Annotated in this window: 17 protein-coding genes; 2 read left to right on the top strand and 15 right to left on the bottom strand. The window is 68.9% G+C overall.

From position 1 onward, the window contains the following. Window positions 1-19 precede the first annotated feature (19 nt). The 10 genes from J4N02_RS03200 to J4N02_RS03155 all read right to left on the bottom strand — a co-directional run bounded on the left by J4N02_RS03200 (window position 20) and on the right by J4N02_RS03155 (window position 9,286). The gene (locus tag J4N02_RS03200) at window positions 20-1,528 is read right to left on the bottom strand and encodes an ATP-binding protein (RefSeq protein ID WP_188334046.1); all 1,509 of its coding nucleotides are present in this window, start codon (window positions 1,526-1,528) and stop codon (window positions 20-22) included. Then, window positions 1,525-3,033, bottom strand: a complete 1,509-nt coding sequence (locus J4N02_RS03195; protein WP_188334045.1) for an SCO6880 family protein — start codon at window positions 3,031-3,033, stop codon at window positions 1,525-1,527. Before J4N02_RS03195 ends, J4N02_RS03200 begins: the two co-directional genes overlap by 4 nt. Window positions 3,034-3,047: 14 nt before the next feature. Then, a complete protein-coding gene (locus J4N02_RS03190) occupies window positions 3,048-3,281 on the bottom strand; it encodes a hypothetical protein (RefSeq protein WP_188334044.1) in 234 nt (77 codons plus the stop codon). 264 nt (window positions 3,282-3,545) lie between these two features. Further along, on the bottom strand, window positions 3,546-4,028 hold the full coding sequence (locus tag J4N02_RS03185) for a hypothetical protein (RefSeq protein WP_188334043.1): 483 nt from the start codon (window positions 4,026-4,028) through the stop codon (window positions 3,546-3,548). Window positions 4,029-4,957: 929 nt separating this feature from the next. Continuing rightward, window positions 4,958-6,382: a hypothetical protein gene (locus J4N02_RS03180; protein WP_188334042.1), complete on the bottom strand. Its 1,425-nt coding sequence runs from the start codon at window positions 6,380-6,382 to the stop codon at window positions 4,958-4,960. A 10-nt stretch (window positions 6,383-6,392) separates the two neighbouring features. After that, window positions 6,393-7,211: a hypothetical protein gene (locus J4N02_RS03175; RefSeq protein ID WP_188334041.1), complete on the bottom strand. Its 819-nt coding sequence runs from the start codon at window positions 7,209-7,211 to the stop codon at window positions 6,393-6,395. Further along, entirely contained in the window at window positions 7,211-7,495 is a 285-nt protein-coding gene (locus J4N02_RS03170) for a hypothetical protein (protein ID WP_077348554.1), read from the bottom strand. Before J4N02_RS03170 ends, J4N02_RS03175 begins: the two co-directional genes overlap by 1 nt. Continuing rightward, a complete protein-coding gene (locus tag J4N02_RS03165; RefSeq protein ID WP_188334040.1) occupies window positions 7,492-8,067 on the bottom strand; it encodes a hypothetical protein in 576 nt (191 codons plus the stop codon). The genes J4N02_RS03170 and J4N02_RS03165 overlap by 4 nt, the downstream gene beginning before the upstream one ends. A gap of 176 nt (window positions 8,068-8,243) precedes the next feature. Next, on the bottom strand, window positions 8,244-8,441 hold the full coding sequence (locus J4N02_RS03160; RefSeq protein ID WP_077348558.1) for a hypothetical protein: 198 nt from the start codon (window positions 8,439-8,441) through the stop codon (window positions 8,244-8,246). A gap of 53 nt (window positions 8,442-8,494) precedes the next feature. Further along, entirely contained in the window at window positions 8,495-9,286 is a 792-nt protein-coding gene (locus J4N02_RS03155) for a hypothetical protein (protein ID WP_188334039.1), read from the bottom strand. Window positions 9,287-9,561: 275 nt separating this feature from the next. Here J4N02_RS03155 and J4N02_RS03150 point away from each other — a divergent pair, with 275 nt between their 5' ends. After that, window positions 9,562-10,965 carry a hypothetical protein gene (locus tag J4N02_RS03150; protein WP_188334038.1) on the top strand — a complete coding sequence of 468 codons (1,404 nt, stop codon included), beginning with the start codon at window positions 9,562-9,564 and terminating at the stop codon, window positions 10,963-10,965. A 428-nt stretch (window positions 10,966-11,393) separates the two neighbouring features. Continuing rightward, window positions 11,394-12,389 (top strand): DUF4238 domain-containing protein, encoded by a 996-nt coding sequence (locus J4N02_RS03145; protein ID WP_188334037.1) that lies wholly within the window; start codon window positions 11,394-11,396, stop codon window positions 12,387-12,389. Window positions 12,390-12,722: 333 nt separating this feature from the next. On the opposite strand, the gene J4N02_RS03140 is transcribed toward J4N02_RS03145, so the two are convergent. The 5 genes from J4N02_RS03140 to J4N02_RS03120 all read right to left on the bottom strand — a co-directional run bounded on the left by J4N02_RS03140 (window position 12,723) and on the right by J4N02_RS03120 (window position 20,100). Continuing rightward, window positions 12,723-15,308, bottom strand: a complete 2,586-nt coding sequence (locus J4N02_RS03140) for an AAA family ATPase (protein ID WP_188334036.1) — start codon at window positions 15,306-15,308, stop codon at window positions 12,723-12,725. Window positions 15,309-15,534: 226 nt separating this feature from the next. Next, window positions 15,535-18,807 carry a LysM peptidoglycan-binding domain-containing protein gene (locus tag J4N02_RS03135; protein WP_188334035.1) on the bottom strand — a complete coding sequence of 1,091 codons (3,273 nt, stop codon included), beginning with the start codon at window positions 18,805-18,807 and terminating at the stop codon, window positions 15,535-15,537. Further along, window positions 18,804-19,223: a TadE/TadG family type IV pilus assembly protein gene (locus tag J4N02_RS03130; RefSeq protein WP_188334034.1), complete on the bottom strand. Its 420-nt coding sequence runs from the start codon at window positions 19,221-19,223 to the stop codon at window positions 18,804-18,806. Before J4N02_RS03130 ends, J4N02_RS03135 begins: the two co-directional genes overlap by 4 nt. Then, a complete protein-coding gene (locus tag J4N02_RS03125) occupies window positions 19,223-19,705 on the bottom strand; it encodes a TadE/TadG family type IV pilus assembly protein (protein WP_188334033.1) in 483 nt (160 codons plus the stop codon). Before J4N02_RS03125 ends, J4N02_RS03130 begins: the two co-directional genes overlap by 1 nt. After that, window positions 19,702-20,100: a TadE family protein gene (locus J4N02_RS03120; protein WP_188334032.1), complete on the bottom strand. Its 399-nt coding sequence runs from the start codon at window positions 20,098-20,100 to the stop codon at window positions 19,702-19,704. Before J4N02_RS03120 ends, J4N02_RS03125 begins: the two co-directional genes overlap by 4 nt. Window positions 20,101-20,111: the final 11 nt, after the last annotated feature.

Here is a 20,111-nt window from a genome sequence, read left to right as displayed (position 1 = left end):
TCATTCTTCCGGCGAACTTCTAGCGAGCGCCGTCGATCGCCTGGTTGGTGTACGTGAACGCGGCGGCCGCGGGGTGCAGGACGGTCTGCACCTTGTAGATCTGCTTGCCCACGCACCACAGGGCGCGACCCTTGCGCTGGGTGGCCCAGTCGGCCATCAGATGTTCGGCGATCGGGCCGAGTTCCAGCAGGTCGGCGAGCTCGCGGGCAACGCTGGAGTCCTGGCCGTGGAGGATCTTCAGGTCGGCCAGGTTCAGCAGTTCCTTGGCGATCGCGGTCGCCGCCGAGGTCGACTCCCCCACCGTGAGCATGTCGCCCGGCTTGTGGCCGACGACGAACTGGATCTCCCCGTCGCGGCGAGAGAACCGCATGTCGGCGTCCAGACTCTTGACCGCTTCGAGGCCGAGGCGCATCTGCTTCCACATCTCGTCGCGGATGTTGATCCGCAGGTCACCGGGGGCCTTGATCTCGCGCATGGCGCGTCCCCACGAGGACAGGCAGGTCAGCGCGATGCCCATGGCCTCATCGCCGAGGGGCTCGAGGCGGGACAGCGAGAACGACTGGATCGGTGCCGTCCAGTCGACGGCGATGGTGGTGGGCGCGTCGAACAGGCCGGCCAGCGCCCCGGTCACCAACTGGCCGAGGGCGTCGCGCAGCAGGCGGGTCTCGTCGAGGAACTGCCTTGTCGACGCGTACCGGCACTCGGTGACCAGCTGGTCAGTGGGGTTGGCGAGCAGCTGCCACAGGGCAGGGATGGTGGTCACGTGCAGGGTGTGGTGACCGTCGACGTAGCCGGTGAGTTGCGCGAGGGCGGACTCGACGACGCGGGCGTCGGTGGGCCCGAACGGGACGCGTTGCTCGCCGACGAACTGGGAGCCGACCAGCCCGCGGATCAGAGTGAGCCAGCGTCGGAAGATGATGCCGGCCCGGCGTTGGGCTTCGGCCCGGTCGAGGGTGTCCCAGCCGTCGCCGAGGGGGCCGAAGTCGAGGGGGTTGATGCGGGCGCTCATGCCCGGGCCGACGGCGAAGGGTTGGACGCCGAACGCACGGCACAGGGGTTCGTACTCGTCCTTGGGGTCGCCGAGGACGAACACCTTGTAGCCGAAGTCCATCATCAGGGTGGCGAAGTTCTTGGTGTTGGTCGACTTGCCGCCGCCGGGCTTGCCGAACGTGATCACGTTGGGGTTGGTGACCGGGACGGTGTCGTCGAGGACCCAACCGAGCGGGTCGGCGTAGAAGCTGCCCCCGGAGAGTTCGTCGATGCCGATCTGCGCGCCGGTGGGCGGCAGGGGCGGGTTCGCGATGAACGGCCACCACGCCGCGGCCTGGTCGCTGGTCATGCGGTACTGGACGACCGGCGTGCGGGCTGGGTTCCAACCCCGCCCCGGACACCGCTGCCCCCGCCGCGGCGACGCGTGGAACAGATACGGCTCCTTGCCGGGACGCTCGGGTTCGGGTTTGGTGGGCAGGTCGTGGCCGAAGTCGGCGAGCAGTTGCGCGGTGGAGCGCCCGCGGGGTGGCGTCCTCATTCGTCGGCCTTCCTGGTCAGGCCGAGGCCGAGCGGGAGGGTGGCGGCGGCGAAGCCCGCGTCCTGGGCAAGGTCGAGGCGCAGGGGTGCGAAGCCGGCGCGACGGATGGACGCGTCGAGGCGGCGTCCGAACTCGGCGACGCGCATGGTCTTGGCGACGGTGACGCACGCGACCGCGTAGGGGCGGGTGAGGGCGTGCCCGGAGGCGAGCTTGGCGTCGAGGCGGTGGGCGCGGTTGACGTTGGCGCGGTCGCGGGAGCGTTGCCTGATCTGGAGGCGGCCGCGGAGTCCTTCGCCCATGTCGGCGGCCCATTCGCCGGAGGCGGTCTGCCGGTCGGCGCGGCTGAACGGCAGGATCGGGAACACGACCGTGTAGCTGCGCCGCTCCCCCGGTTCGCTGGGGGTCAGCACCGGGGCGAGGGCGCCGAGGCAGGCGCCCCGGTCGGGGAGCTTGATAGTGGAGCTGATCGAGTTCCAGGCGTCGTGGGAGTAGTGCCGCATCGTCGTGTCGGCGCCGGAGGGACCGGCCATCGCCCACGGCACCTCGGTGCACACGACTGGGTCGGTCTGGTGGGCGGCGAGGGCGTCGATGATCCCGGCCCGGTCGGCGGGGGCGAAACCGGTGCGGACCGCGAGCGCCAGCTGGGGCGAGGTGAGCCAGGTCACGTCGGTCATGCCCATCCCGCCGCGCAACATGGCGGACATCTCGTCGGCCAGGGCGTACAGCACGCGGGTGCGTCCCTCCAGGCCGCCGCCGAACTCGCGCGCCTGCTTCGCGATCCGGGTTTCAGGGACCACGAACGTGACGAACGCCTCGGTGCGGACCGCGGCGCGGGTCAAGGCGGTGGCGAGCTCGTCGTTCATGCGGCGGGCAAGTTCGGGGCCGTCGGGACGCCGATGGGTTGCGATCCACTGCTGGCGTTCGGCGCCGTCGTCGGGGACGGTGCGGACCAGGAACACGACGTCGCTGATCAGGGACGCCCGCGCGGCGACATCGAGCAGTTCGGTGAGGCCGCGGCCGTACTGGTCGCGGCGGTCGCCCTCGGCCATGCCGACGCCGGGGTGACGGATCGCGGCGGTCATCGCCCACGTGCGCAGGCCGTGGTCCTGGATGATCGCGTACCGGGTCTGTGCGGGGCCCTTGGGGGCTCCGTCGTGGACCTCGATGCCGGTCATCACGCCGGGCAGGTCGGCGTTCTCGAGGGCCTCGGCCTTCCCGGTGGCGGCCATACTGCGCCACGACGTCCACCCGAACGCCTTCCCGGCGGTGAAACTCAGGCTGGCGAGCAGCCAGCCGGTGGCCGATCTTCCGCGGACGGGGACGACGACCAGAACCGTCACCACCGCAGCGAGGGCGGCCAACTCGGCGGCCAGTATCCAGCGCTGCTGGTTGACGGCAACGAACACGGGGATGACCGCGAGGGTCAGGGCCGCCAGCCGGGGGCCGGTCAATCCGAAGAAGAAGCCGACCCGGTCCGGGCCGTAGTCGTCGTACACCGCCGCCATGACGTCGCCCGTCGTCAGAAGGTCAGGGCGACGCCGGGCGGCGTCGCGAACGGCAGCGGGACGTCTGCCTCGGCGGGGCTACCGGGAGTGTCGAAGGCTTGGGCCTGCTCGAGTTCGGCGACGCGGGCGGCTTCCGCCTGCTGCGCACGGGCGCGACGCGCCTCCATCACGCGCCCGTCCTCGTGTAGGAGCGGTGGCTGCGTGTCGGGTACTTCCACGTGCGGATAGGGGTAGGTCCAGTCATCCATACCGGGTCTCCTGTCGGGCCTGGTGACCGTGAGGCCAGCCACACCGCATAACGGAGACTGGGGCTGTTTCGGGGACATCCCCAGGCGGGTGGTGCTGGGATGTGCGAGGCGACGGCTCTGTGTCCAACGCCGGAGACGTGCACGCTGCGGGGTCCACCGGATACGGATGATCAGCGCCGAGTGTCAGACGGCCACGGTTCTGTCATGCGCGCGGTCGGCGGCAGCTGATTTCGACTCTTGTCGCGAAGCCTGGGTCGGGTCAGGCTAGCGAAGCTCGGCCAAAGAAACGACGTCAATCGGTCGGCGGCTCCGGATAGTCTTGTCGGTCGCCAATCGGACGTAGCCGTACACATTGACGGCGCCTCGCTCTGCGACGCCGTGAGCGAGCGCCTGAGCATCCAGGATCCACGTCACGGCCTCTGCGTCGGCGAGCCTATGAGGGGCTGATGGGCCTTGGTAACGCTCTCGTGGCATTGCTCCGACGGGCGCCTTCTGCCAGCCGTTCCTAGTTCGAAAAGTTACACCCATTTCCAGGAGCGTCACTGGGAGCCTGCCAATATTGCTGGCATCGAGCGATAGCGCCCAAGTGCCCTCGCTGGGGAGCAGCGCGGTCGCAACCGTGACCTTGACGCGGGGTCCGGCGAGAATGAGGCTCCAAACCTGTGTGGCCAGCGCCGCAACGCCGGTTACTCCGCCCACGACGGCAATCACGAGGGTCCAGAACTCGAGCGTCGTGGCGTTGGGCATGCGCCCAGCGTCGCAGAGTCAAAGACAGCGCATGAACTAATCAACAAAGCGGTCGATGTATCTGCGAAGAAGAGAGTTGTCGCATGCGCCCCTGCAGCGATGATGCCGGGGCGCCTCCCGGTCCCCATGCTGGCCTGGCCCGCACGGCGAAGACATTGTGTTGATACCACCAGCTCCGCCGCGCCGCAGCCTTACTAAAGGTCAACCCAGTCCAGAGGAACAACGGTGTGGGAGCTGGTTCACTTAGGGCACTCGGGCGGCGAATCACTATGCCCTGTGTATGGAGCCGGTGTGATCTCGCCCTCCTTAAGCCACCCTTCGGCGTCACTAAGCCTGTACCAGACCGTTGCGTCCGTGTAGCGGATTCCGCAGTCCACGTAGACGGTGTCGCCGTTACTAACGACCCGACCATTATCAGCGCCATCGGAGGGCAGGGACCTGATGGGTGTGTTGTAGCCGACTGAGTTGGCGACGATGAACTGATACCGGATGGGCTGCGACAGCTGAGCGCTCCACTGACCTGCAAAGAAGGCAAGCGACAGGGCGGTGAGGCCCGCCAGAACTCCCAGGTACTGCACAAGTCGGCGCCCAGGCGGGCTGGTGATCGGTGCAGGTCGGCCGAACACGACTGTGTCCACTATGAGCGCGCAAGTGCCGAGGAGCAGAGAGGTAGAAAGCGAGACGGGCCACGGCAGCCCTACCAGACTGATCAAGCCTGCAGCCACCGCAGCGGATGACACAAGAGCCACAAGGACGTCTCGCAGGAAGGCTCGCGATTTCACAACCGCACAGTAGCGAACGGGCTAGAACCGGGCCCGATGGGGGCGACAAGCCCGTACGCCCCGACAAGGGATGCTGGGAGAGGTCGTATCAGCTCCCCCGAGAACCTGCGTGCACCAGGCGGCATGAGCTTCGCAGGCCTGGGGCGGCTACAGCGCCGCCACCTGGGCGACCTCCGCCACTTCGGAGGAGCTGACGGCGCCCCTGGCGGCAGTTCCCCCTTGCGCCATGGTGGGCGCCGGCGTGCCTGTGGGCGGCGTCGTGTCCGTTCCGGACCACGATCCGCCCGTCCCGCCGTCCGGGGGTGGGCCTCCCCACCCGCCGCCGTCGCTGCCGTTGGCCACAGTTGGGTCGTCTGGGTGGGCCGACTCGTCGGTGGCACCGTCGTATCCCGACTGACCGCTGCCAGCCCGGACGCCGCGGCGTGAGTAGTCGGGCGGGAAGTTGTTGTGACCGACTCCCATCTGATTGGTCTGATCGGCGCCCATGGCCGCGGCTGAACCGCCCACGGCGGCCATGACGCCGATACCAGTCGAGAACGCCTGACCTACTGGGCCCATGCCGGCAGCGAATCGGCCGATCGTAGTGGCGGCGGCTCCATCCTCGCCCGCGGTGCGTCCGGCCTCGTCGGTCGTAGTGGCGGCGCTGCTGCCGGTCTGGCGTCCGGCGAGGACGCCGCCGATGCCACCGGCGGCGGCAATCCCCGCGCGCAAGGCGGACCCGGACGTGCTGCCCGGGTCGGTGAACGCGAACAGCTTGTAGAGCGCCAACGGGGAGAAGGACGACACGCAGATGAGCACGACGCCGACGAACGCCGTCCCGATCGACTTCAGGACGTCGTCCTCACCGCCGACTGCCACCTCGGTGGTGATCCTGACGCCGATGCCGAGCGCCAGCACCATCAGGGGCGGGGTGAGTGCGGCGGCGTGGAACCAGCGGAACGACTTCCAGAACCAGCCGCGTCCGAAGTCGGTGACCAGCCCGGCCGCTGCGATCGGTGTCACCGCGGCGAGCACGAGCAGGGAGGCCGCTCGGGCCACCATCACCAGCGTGTGGCCGATCGCCGCGAGCCACAGCAGCATCCCCATGATGCCGAGGATGACGGCGACGGTGCCGTTGGTGATGTCGCTGGCGGTGAACGGTTCCCAGGGTTCCCATTCGCTCCAGCGGGTGACGTTGAGCAGTGACTGCATGAGGGCTTTGGTGAGGCCGCTGCAGGCGGCGACCAGGGTGACGCCGTAGCCCACCCACGCGAACCACACGAAACCGAACTGGGCTGCGCCGACGAGGAGCCGGCCGATGCTGTGCCCGTCCCTCTTGCCGAGGGCGACGCCGACCTGGACGAGCATGAGGATCCCGACCAGCGCGAGGGCGATCCAGAAGGTGGTCGCGTATAGCTCGCCGACCGGTCCGTCTTCGCCGAGGCTCGGGGTGAGGATCGCGTCCTCAAGTTCGAGGACGGCACGGAGGACCCACAGGCCTGCGTTCCACAGCGCGAGCATGGCGGCGGTCAGGCTGTCGGTCACCACGTTGGCGATGGCCGAGCCGAGCAGTCCGAACGGATCGATGGGCATGTCAGCTCCTTCAGTTGGAGGCGATCGGCTGCCAGCCGGCCTCGACGGAGGCGTCCGAACCAGGCCAGGTCGACGGGGCCGGGGCGGGTGGCGCGCCGGGGCCGATCAGCCAGTGGTCGCCGGTCCACTGCATGCGCTCGCAGGTGCCGTATCCCATGCGTGCCTCCGTCTTCAGCGCGGCGCGCACGTCGAGCAGCACGCATGCCACCACCCAGTCAGGGCCGTCGGTGCCCTTGATCTGGATGGCCGCGGGGGTGACGCTGACCAGGGTTCCGGGGTCCAACTCGTTGGACGACTGCCGGGCGTGGGTCAGGAACGACTGCACGTTGCGGGTCTGCGACCAATCAGCCGCGCCCACTCCACCGCGCATCGCCCAGTTGCGGTAGACCTCGGTGGCCAAAGGGAGCGACATCGCGGACAGTACGCGCACCTCGATGGCCGCCAGTTGGGCGGCCGCGCCCTCGGGGGTGCGCGGGTAGCCGGACGGCACACCGCTGGCGCCGACGGTCGTGGCGGCGGGCAGCAAGATCGCGGGAGGCATGGCGATCGCCACCCCCGGCGTGAGGCCGGCGTCCTGGGCCACCGTCGCCATCGGCGCTGCGGCAATGAGGTCTCGCCGCTGGGCAGGGTCGGCGTCCGGGTGAGCGCTGCTTTGGACGCCGTCGGGCGCGGTTCCCGCCGAGATGCTGGACACCAGGGTGTAGCCCAGCCCGTACAGCAGGACGCCGCCCACCAGCAGCAGTCCCGCGAGGACGCCGAGCAGCTGAGTGCGCGAGAGAGGGACGACCTCGGCTGAGCTCGCCGGGCGGGGTGGGCGACGGCGGAACATCAGCCGACGCAGCCGTCGCCGAGGATGCCGTTGAGCATCCCGTAGCCACCCATCAGCACCACGGCCAGCACCAGCACGCCGGCGAGGCCGATGATGCCGCCCTTCGAGAGGTGCGGGGAGTGCGTGGCACGTCCGACGAGGATCGCGCCGACGGACACCAAGGCCGCGATGCCGAACAGCCACAGCACCGACCACAGGACCATGCCCGAGATCTGGTCGGTGTAGGCGGCGACGCCTGTGGGCGCCACCGGGCAGATCTTCAGCGGGACGATCAGCGGGTTCATGTCGGTTCCTTTCGGAGGAGGGCGAGGACGTTCTGGGCCGCCTTGAGCAGAGGGGCGGGGAACGGGTCGGGAGTCATGCCGGTGACCTGCAGGCGTGAGTCGAGCGGGAAGTCGGTCAGGTGCACGCCTGCCGGTATCCCGGCGGCGGCGACCTTGACCGGCCGCGGCCAGCGCCTGGCCGTGGGCCCCACGACCACACCCAGCGCGTCGCGGCCCAAGAGCTCGGCGCACGACTCCAGGCGGCGGACCCCGGGCAGGCTCGCATTCGTGACGAGGACGACGTCGTCGAGCGTGCGCAGCACTGACCCCAGCCACCCGGCGCCCATGCCTGACACGGTCGTCCAGTTGGTGTCCACGACCGTCCACTCGACCGACGACTCGGTCGGAACCGGCACGGTCGCGTCGCCGGTGATGGGGCGCTCCAACAGGACGTCGCCACGACTGCCGCGGCGCCAAGGGCCCTCGGTCCCCAGTTCGGCGTTGGCTGCGGCCGAGAAGCCGGACGCCAACGGAGGGCAGCATTCCACCACCCGCGCCGACGCTCCGGTCGCGGTGGCCAGCGCAAGCGCCACCGTGGATGCCCCCACTCCTCCGGCGCAGCCAACGACGGCGACCACCCGTTCACCTGGCGCCGGCGTCCAGACTGTCGCAGTTCCCGGGGCGGTGGGCGCGGACCGGGGCCCGTGAGCGAACTCGCCCGCCTCGATCGCGCGCCAGGCCTCTCGCAGTTCGGCAACGCTGTGCGCGGTCACGACGGGTCACCGCCCCGAGGCCGCCGATCCAGCAGCCCGGACAAGAGCATGGCCGGGGGCACCTTGGCCAGCTCGCGTCTGGCCTTCTGCACGTCGCGGAGCCTGCGCAGGCAGCCGTCCAGGTCATCCAGGGTCTCCGGCTCCATGGCCGCGATCTTCAACAGGGCGGCCACCTCGGCCGGGGTGCTGGTCATCTCGGCATCACCTCCGCCATCCCTAACGGGACTCGCCCACCCCTGGTGGACAGTCAGCAGATGACCCTGAGGTACGCGCCGGCCGCTCCGCTGAGGGCGGCCAAGCAGCGAGCGGTGCGCCGTCGCACGGTGCGGGCACACACCCCCCAGTCCTGGGCCACGACGGCGCTGAGCTGGCGGCTCGACAGGCCGGCCACTCCGCCCTCGCGGGCATGGCCATCGGCCTGGAGGGTCTTCGCGGCCTCGATCAGACTGACCAGCAGTTCCCTGTCCTCGTCGGTGATGACGTCCTTTGCGCACGCCCAGGCGAGCAGCTCGGCCAACTCGGCTGCCGGGTTGTCGTCTTCGACGAGCCGATCGTCCGCGGGGTCGACGGGGCCCAGCGAGACGGTCGAGAGCCGGTGGGGCATGTGGTGCGTGGGAGCCCCGCAGTCCAGTAGCACCCCTTCACGCAGCTGACCGGCGACCTTCGCGGCCACCCAGTGCGGACGCCGCCACGGCAGCCCGCGGACCTCCACCCACAGCTGGGCGGCCAGCACCTCGTCGACCCGATCGTCGGCCAGCCCCAACCGCCGGCGCACGCGCAAGGCCGTCGGCAGCAGGAGCCACGCGAGCACCAGCGCTGCCTCCCGGTCGTCGGCACCGTCGAAGGCCGCCAGCCGGGCGAGGCCGAGCAGAACATCGTTGGCGACCGCGGGATCGGCCGCTCGCCTCCAGGCGTCCAGCCGGGACGGGTCGTCGACGACCCCCAACCGGGGCTCGAAGGCGACCCATCCTGCCCAGTGTTCCTTGACGACGGACTCCATCCGCTCGTCCTGCAAACCCAACATCTCGGTGATGTTCATGGCCGTGGTCCTTCCGCGTGCGTATGCCGGAAGATCACCAATCGGACGTTGTTCCTTTCGTAGTCCACAGGGCTTCGCGGCATCGAACCGCGACCCACGACGCGGCCAACACCGACCAAAGCGCCTAGTCGGCCCCGTGTTGCCCCGCGTAGCCCCTGACGCGCCCGGCCTGAGGCTGGAGATGCGCTAGCGCGTGAGAAGTGGGCCTGGCCCTTCACGGAAGCAACCACCCGGCCACACCGGCCACGTGCGGGAAGGTTCGCGATAATCAGCGGGTGAAGAACGTGATCGGGCCCGACGGCGTGCGGTATCCGGTCACGCCAGACATCGAGCGGTTCCTGCGCTCGATGGACCGTGATGCGCTGCAGTGGCTGGCACTCGAGATGGCGGGGTACAGCCCCGAGGCCATGCGCTCGCTGCAGCTGCGCGCCACGCCCGAGGACGAGCCGACTGCCTCTGAGCTCGTGGCAGCCGTAGACGCCGCGCTGGCCGGGGTCGACCTCGACTACCACGACCCCTTCTACGAAGACGTCGACGACGGCGTCCAAGGAGTCGAGGAGTCCGTCGACGAACTGGAGCGGCACCTCGACGGCGGCGCCCACCCCGTGGTGCTACGAGTGGTCCAGCACCTACTCACCCGGCTCGGCGCCCTGGCCCGGGACGCCGACAACGCGGACGCCCTGCTAGAGGTGGCCGAACGAGCGTCGGCACTGTTCGGCCGCGCGGCCGAAGGGCACCCCGACCCGGTCACCCTCGCCCGCTGGGTGGTCGACTTCCGGGTCGAGTACGGCGGCTGGCCGTCGCTCACGTTGGACGCCGTGGCCCATGCGTTCGACGAGCCCGCCTGGGACGCCTACCGCGCGGGCGTCGCGACCTTGGGCGGCAGTGGACCGGCGGCCGACCCCTACCGCAGCGAGACCGACCGCATGCTGCTGGAACTGGCCGACCACGACGGCGACGTCGAGGGGGCCGTCGCCTTGCTGTCCGGAGGTGACCGCCCGTATTACCGGGAGATCCTCCGCCGGCTGCGTGACGCCGGACGGCTCGCTGACGTCCTCGCCTGGCTGGACCGAGCCGTCACCCAGGGCTGCGTGGACGTCTCCTGGCGGGCGGGACCCACCATCGTGCCCGTCGAGGACGCCGTCGGCGCCTTCCTGGACGGTGGGCGTCCGGACGCCGCCCTCGTGATCGCGCGGACAATGTTCGACCGCGACCTCAGCGTGGACGCCCTCCGGTTGCTACGCCACGTGGCTGAACGGTGCGGGCGCGGGGACGAACAACGCACCTGGGCGTTCGAGCGGGCCACCCTGCGGGCACGCACCAGCGGCGGCGCCCACCTCGTCCGGCTCTACCTCGCCGACGGGAACGTCACAAACGCGTGGGAGGCGGCGGACGCCTTCGGCGCCGGCCACGCGTGGCACGAACTCGTGGACGCCTCCGAAGACGGCTTCCCACTCCGGGCAGCCCGCCTGTGCCTGGCTCAGGTGCTGGAGTCCCTCACCACACCCGACTCCAAGCGGTACCCGGCCATCGTCGATCTCCTCGTCAAGACACGCGCCCTATACGACACAGCAGGCCACCGAGCCGAGGCGGACGCCGAGATCATCCGCTTGCGCGAGGCCTACCGCCGCCGGCCCGCCCTGATGTCGGCCATGAACCGTGCCGGACTATCCTCCTGACCCCCAACCCTGAAGTTCTGTGGACAAGCGCGAAGGTTAAGCCGCCAAAGATGCCCTCGCACAGCCCAGCAGATCCCGGCTGTGTCAGGGCTGAGAGTCGAATTCAGCGGGATCGGGCGGGAATCGCTCAAAGAACCACCCGTCTTCATCCGGGATGACCAGCGCGAGATCCTCATCCGGCTCCAGGTCGAACGCGCTCGCGAGCGCGCCAATCTGACCGCTGAGAAAGCCCCGCAGTCGGTCTCGAGCCATCGAGAGTGGACCCGTGCCGACGCTTCTCCACCGGTGATGTCTCGGGTCGGCGCCCGGACGACAATCAACTCGTCAACAACAGGTACGAAACAAGCTCTGTAGCAAACAGACCCGTGCGGCAAGTTTGCCAGCCGTCCGAGGCATGGTCGGGCTGGACGCCGCCTGATAATGGCTGCGTGGCGACCACACCTCGACATCACCTCGTTCCGCAGTTTCTCCTGCGTCGGTTCGCGAATGCCGACAACAAGCTGGTGATGGTCAAGCGCGAGGATCTCACCTCTTCGTTCTCCACAACCGTCAACAACGCGTGCAATGAGGCGGGCTTCTACCGTATCGAGACGGAAGACGTTGACCTTGGCCATCGTGAGGGCCACGACCCCGAGACGCTCGAGAAGTACCTGTCCGTCTTCGAGTCCCGGGCCGACCACGCCATCCAGCACCTGCTGGACGGCACGCCGCCCTGGGCTGACGAAGACCGTTACCACCTCGTGAACTTCATGGCGCTCCAGTACGTGCGCGGCTGGCGCTTCCGTAAGCAGTTCGACGAGATCGGCACCCTCATCATGCGCCGTGAGATGCTGGCCAACCGCCCTACGCTGGACGAGTCGGCGAAGCGCTTCCTGCAGCAGCGCGGAGAACGGGCCACCCCGAAGACAATCGCCGAGTTCGTCGACCACGCCTACGGACCGGAGGGTCCGCGCCTCGTCATGTGCAAGCCGCACGCCGTCCAAGCCAGTTTCCGCTTCGCCCTCGAGGCACTTACTCCGATGCTCTGGACACGACCCCTTCGCCTGCTGCACTTTGCGGACGATGCGCCCTTGCTTACCGGCGACAGCCCAGTGGTGACCTGGGCCCCCGACGGAGGAGATACGCGCGTGGTGGCGCTGGTAGACGCGGCCACCATCACGCTGCCGCTCGCGCCGAACCTGGCGGTGTCCTTTGCCCAGAGCGGTCACGACGTCGTGGCTCGAGCAGGAGCGACGCGAGCACGGCAAATCAATACAGCGGTGGCAGATCTCGCTGATCGCTGGATCTACCACCACCCACAGACCTCACCGCTTGACGGCTTGGTCATCCCGCCCGAGAAGCCTCACTGGCAGGACGAGAAGTTGGCTGCGCGGATCGACGAGGACGGTACCTACCGCGAACTCTGGTGGACGGTACAGCGGTGAACCAAGGGGTCGACGCGGCGCTCATCTCATGTCGCACCGAGAGGGGCCACTGCCGCGAACCCGCAACTCACCGAATGGCGATGCGCTGGCGACTCGAGTGTGCGCCAAGCTTGCGCTCCGACGCCGACTCGACATCGCGGATCGACCGAACTCGCCTCACGCTGACAGGGCGTGCGGTCGGGGTCCACCCAGCCGACAGGCTGCCCTCGCGCACAGTGCGGCTTTTCGGTCAGTTTGGCCTCCGGACCCAGTCTCCACAGCAGGCGCTCCTCCCGCCGACAGTTGCCGGGCGAAGACACACTTGGTGGTCCAAACCCCGGCATGGGTACGCGGCTACTGCGCCAGGTAGGCGCTCCGCGCCGCCTTTGCCCTCTCCCAGTCCTCTTCGAACTCCGCGACAGTCGGCTTCGTGCTCATCCGCTCGGCAGCGTGCGAATGGCCCGTCATTCGGTCACAGGCCCGAGCGAATAGCGGCTCGATGACGGCGGTCGCCGCGCCAAGGCGCGCGGCGTCGATCTTCGAGAGCCTTGTCATCATGATGTTGTGCCGGTAGCGCTGAGTGACGTTCTGCAGGAGTTCCTGCTCCACGAACGCCTCGCACCAGGCGCGCAATAGGTCGTACGCCTCCTTGATTAGCGCGTCCTGTACCACAGCCTCAGCCTTCGGCATGTCTTGCAGCTTGACGTTGATCCGCTTCGTCAGGTCGGCCGGAGTGTCGAGTTGCGGCTCCACGTCGGGCGCAAGGATCCCCTTGTGAGCGCCACCGTCGCGCACCTCGTAGATCTTCACACGGAGCTTCTTATTCTGCCGACTGGAGATGAGTGCTGAGGCGAACATGATGTTGTGCGTCAGGACGATGACCTGATGCGTCTCAGCGAGGTGTTGAATGCGCGCCGCAACCTCGTCGAGCCGCCGGTAGTCGAGGCTAGTGACCGGGTCGTCGAAGACCAGTGGTGCCTTGATGCCACGCATGCGGCTCTCGGCGAGAAAGTCGGCCAATGCGAGCACCTTCTGTTCGCCTTCGGACAGGACGGCAGACGGACGGTAATGCGCAACGACCTTCTTCCGCTGCGCCTGTCCGCTCCTGCCCTGAAAGTGCAGGGCGACCTTTGGCGCATTGAGCCGAGCACACTCCTCGGCGAACAGGGTCTCGAAGTTCTTGTTCACCAGGTCTTCGCTCGCGAGCTTCGATTGAATGGTGAGCGTCTTGGCAGCACCGCTGGATATCGTCTTGGACAGTTTCTCCAACTGCTGGGCCCGCTTCGCTCGTCGGACGTACTCCCGCGCTGTAGGGAGGTTCTTCTTGAGTTCCATACGGGCGCCGAGTTCGGCCAACTCCTTCTGCTTCGCCGCCAGTGTCGTTGCGGCATTCTCCCTGTCACTGGCGAACTGTTCGACTTGCTTGACTACTGCTCCCAAGGCCGCTCCCAGTTCGAGCGCAATGCGAGACGCTTCGGAAGCCAGATCAGTGTGCGAGAGCGTCTGACCGGTAGCGGTTTCGGCGACAGTAGCCTTGGCATCACCCAACAGCTCCATGGCCTTCGCCACCCATCCCGGTGCACCGTCTCCCCGCGCCTGATCCGTGAGGTATTCGTTAGCTCGGCTCAACTCCGACTCAACGAGCGTGAGCCGTGCCGAAGCCAGCGAGGCACGAGCTGCTCCCAGTTGTCGCACCAGTGTTTCGTCGAGGAACGTCCGGTAGCGACCGAGCAGGGCGATCGCCGTCGGCGATAGGCGTTGCATGCAGTAGAGGCAGGAGTCGCCCTCCTGCGGATAGTGCTTCCGGCCGAGATGCTCCCGGTAGGTATCGCCTGCCGCGACGAAGTGTTGCCACTGTTCGTCCGGCGGTCCATGCAACTCGTCCACTGTGAACAACTGCTCGCGGGCCTCCGCCCGCTGATCTTCGGCATCCGCCACAGCGGCGACGGCCTGCTCGTAACGGGGAGTGCTGAAGCCCTGGACCGCGCTCACCAGGGCGCTCAGTCGACGAAGCTCTCGCTCGCTCTGCTGGGCGTTCGCGAGTAGCGCGTCGAGCGTGTTGGAACGCAGAGCATGGACTTCAGTTGTGAGCCGCTCATGGATGGCTTCCGCGTCGTCGTCGACCTTCGCTGCGGCTTCCAGTTCGCTCAGGTCGGTCGCTGCGCCCAAGGTTTCCACGAGCGGGTACACCTTGGTTTCACGAGCGAACTTGGAGAGAAGTGGGTTGGAACCGCTCGCCAAGTTCGTCACTTCGGAGCTGATCCGCTGCTGCACGCCCTGAAGGCCCGCGGCGACGTGCCCGAACAGTGCCAGTTCTGCCGGCGTGTAGACGTAGCCCAGGTCACGGTCCACGTGAAGCGAGACAGCATCTGCATCAAAGACGCTGATGCGCGTGAAGGGCACGAGCCCAGCCTCGTTTTCCCAGCGTGTTGTGCGACCCTCTCCACCCACCATGTAGGTGATCTCAGCCGACGGAGGCGGGGGAGGATCGAGATGCGCGACGTGGGCGTTGGGAAGGATATCTTCCGGCGAGCGGACGGCCGAGATTCGCTTGATGATGCGTGCGTAGCCCGTCTTGCCTGAGCCGTTCTGGCCGAACAGGATCGTGAGCCTCGGGTCGAATTCGAGTCGCTGGTCGCTTGCCAGGGCATTGACGCTCTGGACGTTGCTCAGCGACGCCAGTTCAAGAGTTTCATCCTTAGTCGTCTCGGCCTCCTGCACTTGCAGTTTGGGGACGCTCGGGGTGTCTGTGTCGGAGAGTCCCTTCTCGCTGAGGAACGTCTCGTAGACCGAGTCGAGCAGGTCACTCGTCGGGGCTCGACGCGACAGGATGGTTTCGGCGGTGAGTTGCCGCACCCAGGCGTCCTGACCATTAGCCCAGTCCACGAGCAGCCGACGTGGCGTGGCTTCGCCGAGATTGACGACGACTTCCTCGGGCATCGGTCCTCCTGTGACGGTGGGGGTGATGGCGGTCGCAGTGTCAGCGTCGCCGAGTCCATCCTGCCCGATGCCGGCGACACTGAGGCTTTCATAATCACCGTGAGGGAGCGCTCATCGGCGTGTGGGCGAAGTCACGCCCTCCACGGCGGGTCGCCCCACAGGCAGATCCGCGGCAGTCACAGACCAGCGCCGGCGGGGGCTGGCATGAAGGCCGGTGCTCGCGCGTTCAGGCGACTCGTCCCTTCTTCAGCCATGGCGCGCTAGCGACGAGCTCGGCCGTTCGCTCGGGCAGGTCGTCGGGGGCATCGCCGTCGTCGGCGCGGTTGCTGACGTCGTCGCGAAGGATGCGTTCGGCGGATCGCCGGTCACCTTCCGCCGCGACGACAGCAGCGAGGTCGAGTCGTGGGGTGTCCTCGTACGGGGCAGCGAGTAGGGCGGTCTCGGTGGCGGCGCGGGCCGACTGCAGGTCGCCGGAGTGCAGCGCCGCGATGGTGACCGTGTGTGCCACGTCGACGACGGCGCACACCATGTGTTGATCGATGCGGACACCGTCGGCCAGCCAAGCCCAGCCGCGTCCTCGTTGTCCGGTGAAGGGCTCCCCAGTGACCAGACCAAGCGCCGATTGCAGATCGCTGAGGCCCTCGGGGCCGCGTGCTTGGCCACGCGCGCGAAGCCGGCGGAACAGGTCGATGTCGGCCAGGACGCCGACCAGTTGGTAGATGCCCATACCTCGGGCGATGCCCGCCGGGGACTTCGTGGCGTCCGGCAGGTAGTTGCCGCCGGTGGTGGGGTCGACGCCCAGCCAGCTGCGCACCTTCGAGAGGTGGACCCGCATCTGGGTGGCGTCCGAGCCGAACGCATCCACCACTTGGTCGATGGTGACGCCTTGGGGGTGCAGCACGAGGAAGGCCAGCAACTCGGTGTAGAAGGCCTTACGCTTCGCCACCACCGTGGGTTTGCCGGTGGTACCGGTGCGCGCCTGGATGGGACCAAGGAGCCGCAGGTGCGGTCGTGTGCCGGCAGCCCAGGCCGCCAGGTCGGCGTCCAGATCGGGGTCGGAGCGCTCGACCGCTGCCCGGACCCTGTCGGGCACGTGCGGAGCGAGTTGCTGCAGGTCGTCCGTGGTGGTCGCTGCCACGTCGAGGACCTCGGCGTCCGGAGCCGGAACCACTGTCGCCCCCGGTACGGACTCGGGGTCGGTGTCACGGGGCAGCACGAGTTCGTCACGGATCGCTCCGGCGGCGTCGACGTGCTCGCGCCAGCCGTCGTCGCCGTCGCTCGGCATCTCGACGTCGTCGAGCAGGTCCGCGTGGGCCAGGAGCAGGGCGCAGCCCTCAGCTTCGGCGGGGGTGAGTCCGTTTGCGATCAGGTCGAGGCGGAGCGACGGGATGAGCACCCGGCCCTGCCCGGTCAGTCGGACGCCGAGGCCACGGACGGGCTCGGTGTCGGCGACCATGACGACGGCCGTGCCGGTCCTCGCGGGATGCCCGCCGACGAGTGCGAGCAGTTGGTCGAGCGGGGTGCTCGACAGCGCCCCGTTGACCAGGACGAGCCAGCTGTCCCACACGTCGCCGCCCAGGTCGTCGACGCGCCCGGCGGCTGCGGTCACGTCATGCTCGGCGCACTTGTCGACGGTCGCGCCAGCCGCTGCGATCGCGGCGTCCAGCGCGGTGGGGTCCTCAAGACGGTGGTGGCGGATGCGCGCCGGGTCGAGCGGTTCGGCCTCCCTGGCGATCCCGATGCAGTCGAGCTGGACTTGGCGTGCCCACGGGTTGACGGCGATCTCGGCAGCCAGGTAGCGGGCGAAGTCGGCGGCGTAGGTGGGGTCCCCGGTGAGGCTGATCGTGCCGAGCTGTTCGAGGTTGACCAGCCAGGTGGCGCCGTCGTCGTCGAGTCCCACGGAGACTAGCTGCGGGTAGGCAGATCGAGCGGTCGACTCATGTTCGCGCGCACCGGTGGCCAGCAGCCATCGACGGTCATCATTACCGTCCGGGCGCCACGGATGCGCCAGCGTGATGGGCTCGACCAGTTGCACGGCCACCTCGCCTGGCAGGAGCTGGACAGACAAGAGTTGCGGTGGGGCGTCGCGCTCCTCGCCGGAGACGGCGAGCAACCTGAGCGCGTGGTCGATGGCAAGCAGGGTGGGCGTCGCTGCCTGCCCCTCGGTCATCACGGTCTTCTCCACCGGAACGAGTTCCGGCGGCGGTGCCTGGATCGTCCGCCCCGGCCGACGGGCACGGAACTGGGCCCTCCGGCGCTGGCGTAGCGCGGCCAGCAGCCCAGCGGCGAGGACGCCGCCGGCTCCGGTGAGCCCGACCAGCAACCAGGGGGCCGGCGCGTCGGCGTCCCGGTCGGACGCCTCGCTCGCTGGCTTGTCGTCGCTGCTCACGTCCGTGGACACGGTCGCCGAGGCGGACGGGGCGGGCGTTGCCGGGGCGCTCGACGGGACGACGGGAACAACGACGGCCGTCTCGGACGTCGCGGCTACCGGCGTGGGCGTGGCGGTTGCGGAAGGGACGGCGCCAGCCGGCGTGGGCTGCGAGGTCTGGGGTGTCGGCTCGGCTTGTTCGGGTTCGGGCGAGGTGGTGGGCAGGTCGGGCGTCGCTCCCGCAGCGGCCGGGATGAGTACATGCCAGCCGGGGAGGATGAGGTCCGGGTCGGTCAGGCGACGACCGTCCGGCTGCGGAATCCCCCGAGAGGCCTCGAAGATCCGAGGCCAGGCGTCGGCGTCGTCGAGGTGCTCCTGGGCGATCTCGCTCAGCGTGTCCCCCTTGACCACGGTGTAGCGGGAGTGATCGTGGTCGTTCGATGCCGTGGCCTGCACGCCGTCGGCCCGCGCACCCGCGGGCAAGGTGAGCACCCAGCCCGGCCTGAGGAACTGCGCCTTACCCCGCAGGAGCTCGTGGTTGAGCTTGAGGATCTCGGGATAGCGGCTCCCCGACCCGAGATGGTGCTCGGCGATCGACCACAGGGTCTCGCCACGCTTGACCGTGTGCGTGAAGGACGAGGTGGCGTCCACCGAGAGCGCCACGGCGCTCGGCGTGGGCCGGGCGGGCTTCGCCGGCTGGGATGCGGCCGTCACCGTCGGCGAGGCCACCGGGTTCGGGCTGTCCGGGACTGCGGATGCAGTCTCGATCCCCGCCGCAGGCACTGTGATGAACAGCAGCAGGGCTGCGGCCACGAGCCGGCGGGCCGGCACCTGGGACCACCGAAGTCCGGGCAGCCTGGGTGCCTCCAAGCCTCGGAGGGCCGCCACACCTTCCGTGACGATCGTGACCGCGAGCAGTCCCCAGACGATCCACGCCGCGACCTTCAGGACCAGGATGGTCAGGTGGCCATCATCCGGCGTGGTGAGCGCCGCCCACCAGCCGTCCAGGCCGGACGGCGTCGGCCCCCAGCCGAGCGCCAACAGCACCGCCGGCAGCCCCACCAGCAGGGCCAGCAGCGCGACGGAAGCGGCGAATCCGACCAGACGGGGGTGACGCGGACGCTGGTTCATCGGGGGGCTCCGTTCACGACACGCGACAGCAGGATGGTGGCGTCGCCGCTGACCGTCTTGGGGCCGACGCCTGCGGTTCCGAGGAACTTCGGCTGGTAGACGACGGTGACGTGCACCGACAGGGTGGTCGGACCGGTGATGCTCACGCTGCCCTCGACGCCGGCGGCATGGAGGTAGGACGCTGCGGCCGTGCGGGCGGCGGCGGTGTCGATCTGCGGGGACTGGCCGCGCATGATCTGGCTGGCCTGCACCTGGTTCGCGGCCGTTCGCCCCGCCTGCTGGGCCAGGTCGTGCGCGCGCTGTTGGGCGTTGACCTGCCCGGTGAGGTCGACCGTGATGCCGATCACGAGGGTGAGGATCAGGGCGACCAGCACGCCCCAGACCGTGACCGAGCCTCGCTCATCGCGACGCCTCATCATCTCCCCCTGAACACATCGAGCGGACTCGTGACCGTCGCGCTGACGACCCGGTCCGGCAGGCCCGGCAGGGACAGCTCCGAGAGTTCCACCGTGCAGCTCACGGTCGCCGCGACACTGGCGGGCGTTCCCACCGGCCTGGAGAACCCCGAGGTGTCGAGCGTGACCGTCATGGACGCGCACGTCAGCCCCTGGTTGGCGAGGGTGGCGCGCGCTGCCGCCACCGCGGTGGTTTGCGCGGCACCCGCGGTGCGGGCGATGGACGCCGCGCGTGCGGCGTCCGCAGCGGCTTGCTGGACGCTCCCGTGGGCGATGGCCACCCGGCCGCCGGCCACGGCGAACATCAGCAGGAGCATGAGTGCCGGCACCAACAACACCAGTTCGATCGCCGCCGAGCCGCGCTCATCGGCGGCGGCCTTCCAGCCCCGAGCCTTGGGCCTCCCGAGCCTGAAGCGTCGGGATTCATGAACTCGCGGCTTCATCGCGTGTACCTCTCGACCGGCAGCGTGGCCGACTGGGACACGGTCACGTCCATGAACGGCACGAGCCGGACGCTGTGGCCGCTCACCGTCACGGTGGTGCTGGTAGCGGTCCTGTCGCCGGTGACGGTCACGCCGGTCAGCGTCGTCCCTCCCACGTCAGTGGCGAAGGACCTCGCGCTCGACAACCCCGCCTCCAGGGAGGAGTTGAGCATCGCCGACGTGCGGGCGCCCGACTGGGCCGACGCCAGCGCGATCGACCGGGCGTGGAACCAGGTGCCGGCCTGGACGGCCAGGAACAGCACGGTGAGCACGATCGGGAGCGCGATCACCATCTCGACCGATGACGAGCCGCGCTCCCCTCGCTTCGCCGACTGCTTGGTCCTGGACCGTCGCATGGTCGTCGCCT

It is taken from the genome of Propioniciclava sp. MC1595, from assembly GCF_017569205.1.
Classification (GTDB): Bacteria; Actinomycetota; Actinomycetes; order Propionibacteriales; family Propionibacteriaceae; genus Propioniciclava.
Note: the sequence above shows the minus strand (reverse complement) of the source record. Positions and strands in the feature narration are given on the sequence as shown.

What these genes read in the sequence shown, in the direction of transcription:
- J4N02_RS03200 (WP_188334046.1), bottom strand. Translation starts at nt 1,528, where the DNA reads ATGAGGACGCCACCCCGCGGGCGCTCCACCGCGCAACTGCTCGCCGAC.
- J4N02_RS03195 (WP_188334045.1), bottom strand. Translation starts at nt 3,033, where the DNA reads ATGGCGGCGGTGTACGACGACTACGGCCCGGACCGGGTCGGCTTCTTC.
- J4N02_RS03190 (WP_188334044.1), bottom strand. Translation starts at nt 3,281, where the DNA reads ATGGATGACTGGACCTACCCCTATCCGCACGTGGAAGTACCCGACACG.
- J4N02_RS03185 (WP_188334043.1), bottom strand. Translation starts at nt 4,028, where the DNA reads ATGCCCAACGCCACGACGCTCGAGTTCTGGACCCTCGTGATTGCCGTC.
- J4N02_RS03180 (WP_188334042.1), bottom strand. Translation starts at nt 6,382, where the DNA reads ATGCCCATCGATCCGTTCGGACTGCTCGGCTCGGCCATCGCCAACGTG.
- J4N02_RS03175 (WP_188334041.1), bottom strand. Translation starts at nt 7,211, where the DNA reads ATGTTCCGCCGTCGCCCACCCCGCCCGGCGAGCTCAGCCGAGGTCGTC.
- J4N02_RS03170 (WP_077348554.1), bottom strand. Translation starts at nt 7,495, where the DNA reads ATGAACCCGCTGATCGTCCCGCTGAAGATCTGCCCGGTGGCGCCCACA.
- J4N02_RS03160 (WP_077348558.1), bottom strand. Translation starts at nt 8,441, where the DNA reads ATGACCAGCACCCCGGCCGAGGTGGCCGCCCTGTTGAAGATCGCGGCC.
- J4N02_RS03155 (WP_188334039.1), bottom strand. Translation starts at nt 9,286, where the DNA reads ATGAACATCACCGAGATGTTGGGTTTGCAGGACGAGCGGATGGAGTCC.
- J4N02_RS03140 (WP_188334036.1), bottom strand. Translation starts at nt 15,308, where the DNA reads ATGCCCGAGGAAGTCGTCGTCAATCTCGGCGAAGCCACGCCACGTCGG.
- J4N02_RS03135 (WP_188334035.1), bottom strand. Translation starts at nt 18,807, where the DNA reads ATGAACCAGCGTCCGCGTCACCCCCGTCTGGTCGGATTCGCCGCTTCC.
- J4N02_RS03130 (WP_188334034.1), bottom strand. Translation starts at nt 19,223, where the DNA reads ATGAGGCGTCGCGATGAGCGAGGCTCGGTCACGGTCTGGGGCGTGCTG.
- J4N02_RS03125 (WP_188334033.1), bottom strand. Translation starts at nt 19,705, where the DNA reads ATGAAGCCGCGAGTTCATGAATCCCGACGCTTCAGGCTCGGGAGGCCC.
- J4N02_RS03120 (WP_188334032.1), bottom strand. Translation starts at nt 20,100, where the DNA reads ATGCGACGGTCCAGGACCAAGCAGTCGGCGAAGCGAGGGGAGCGCGGC.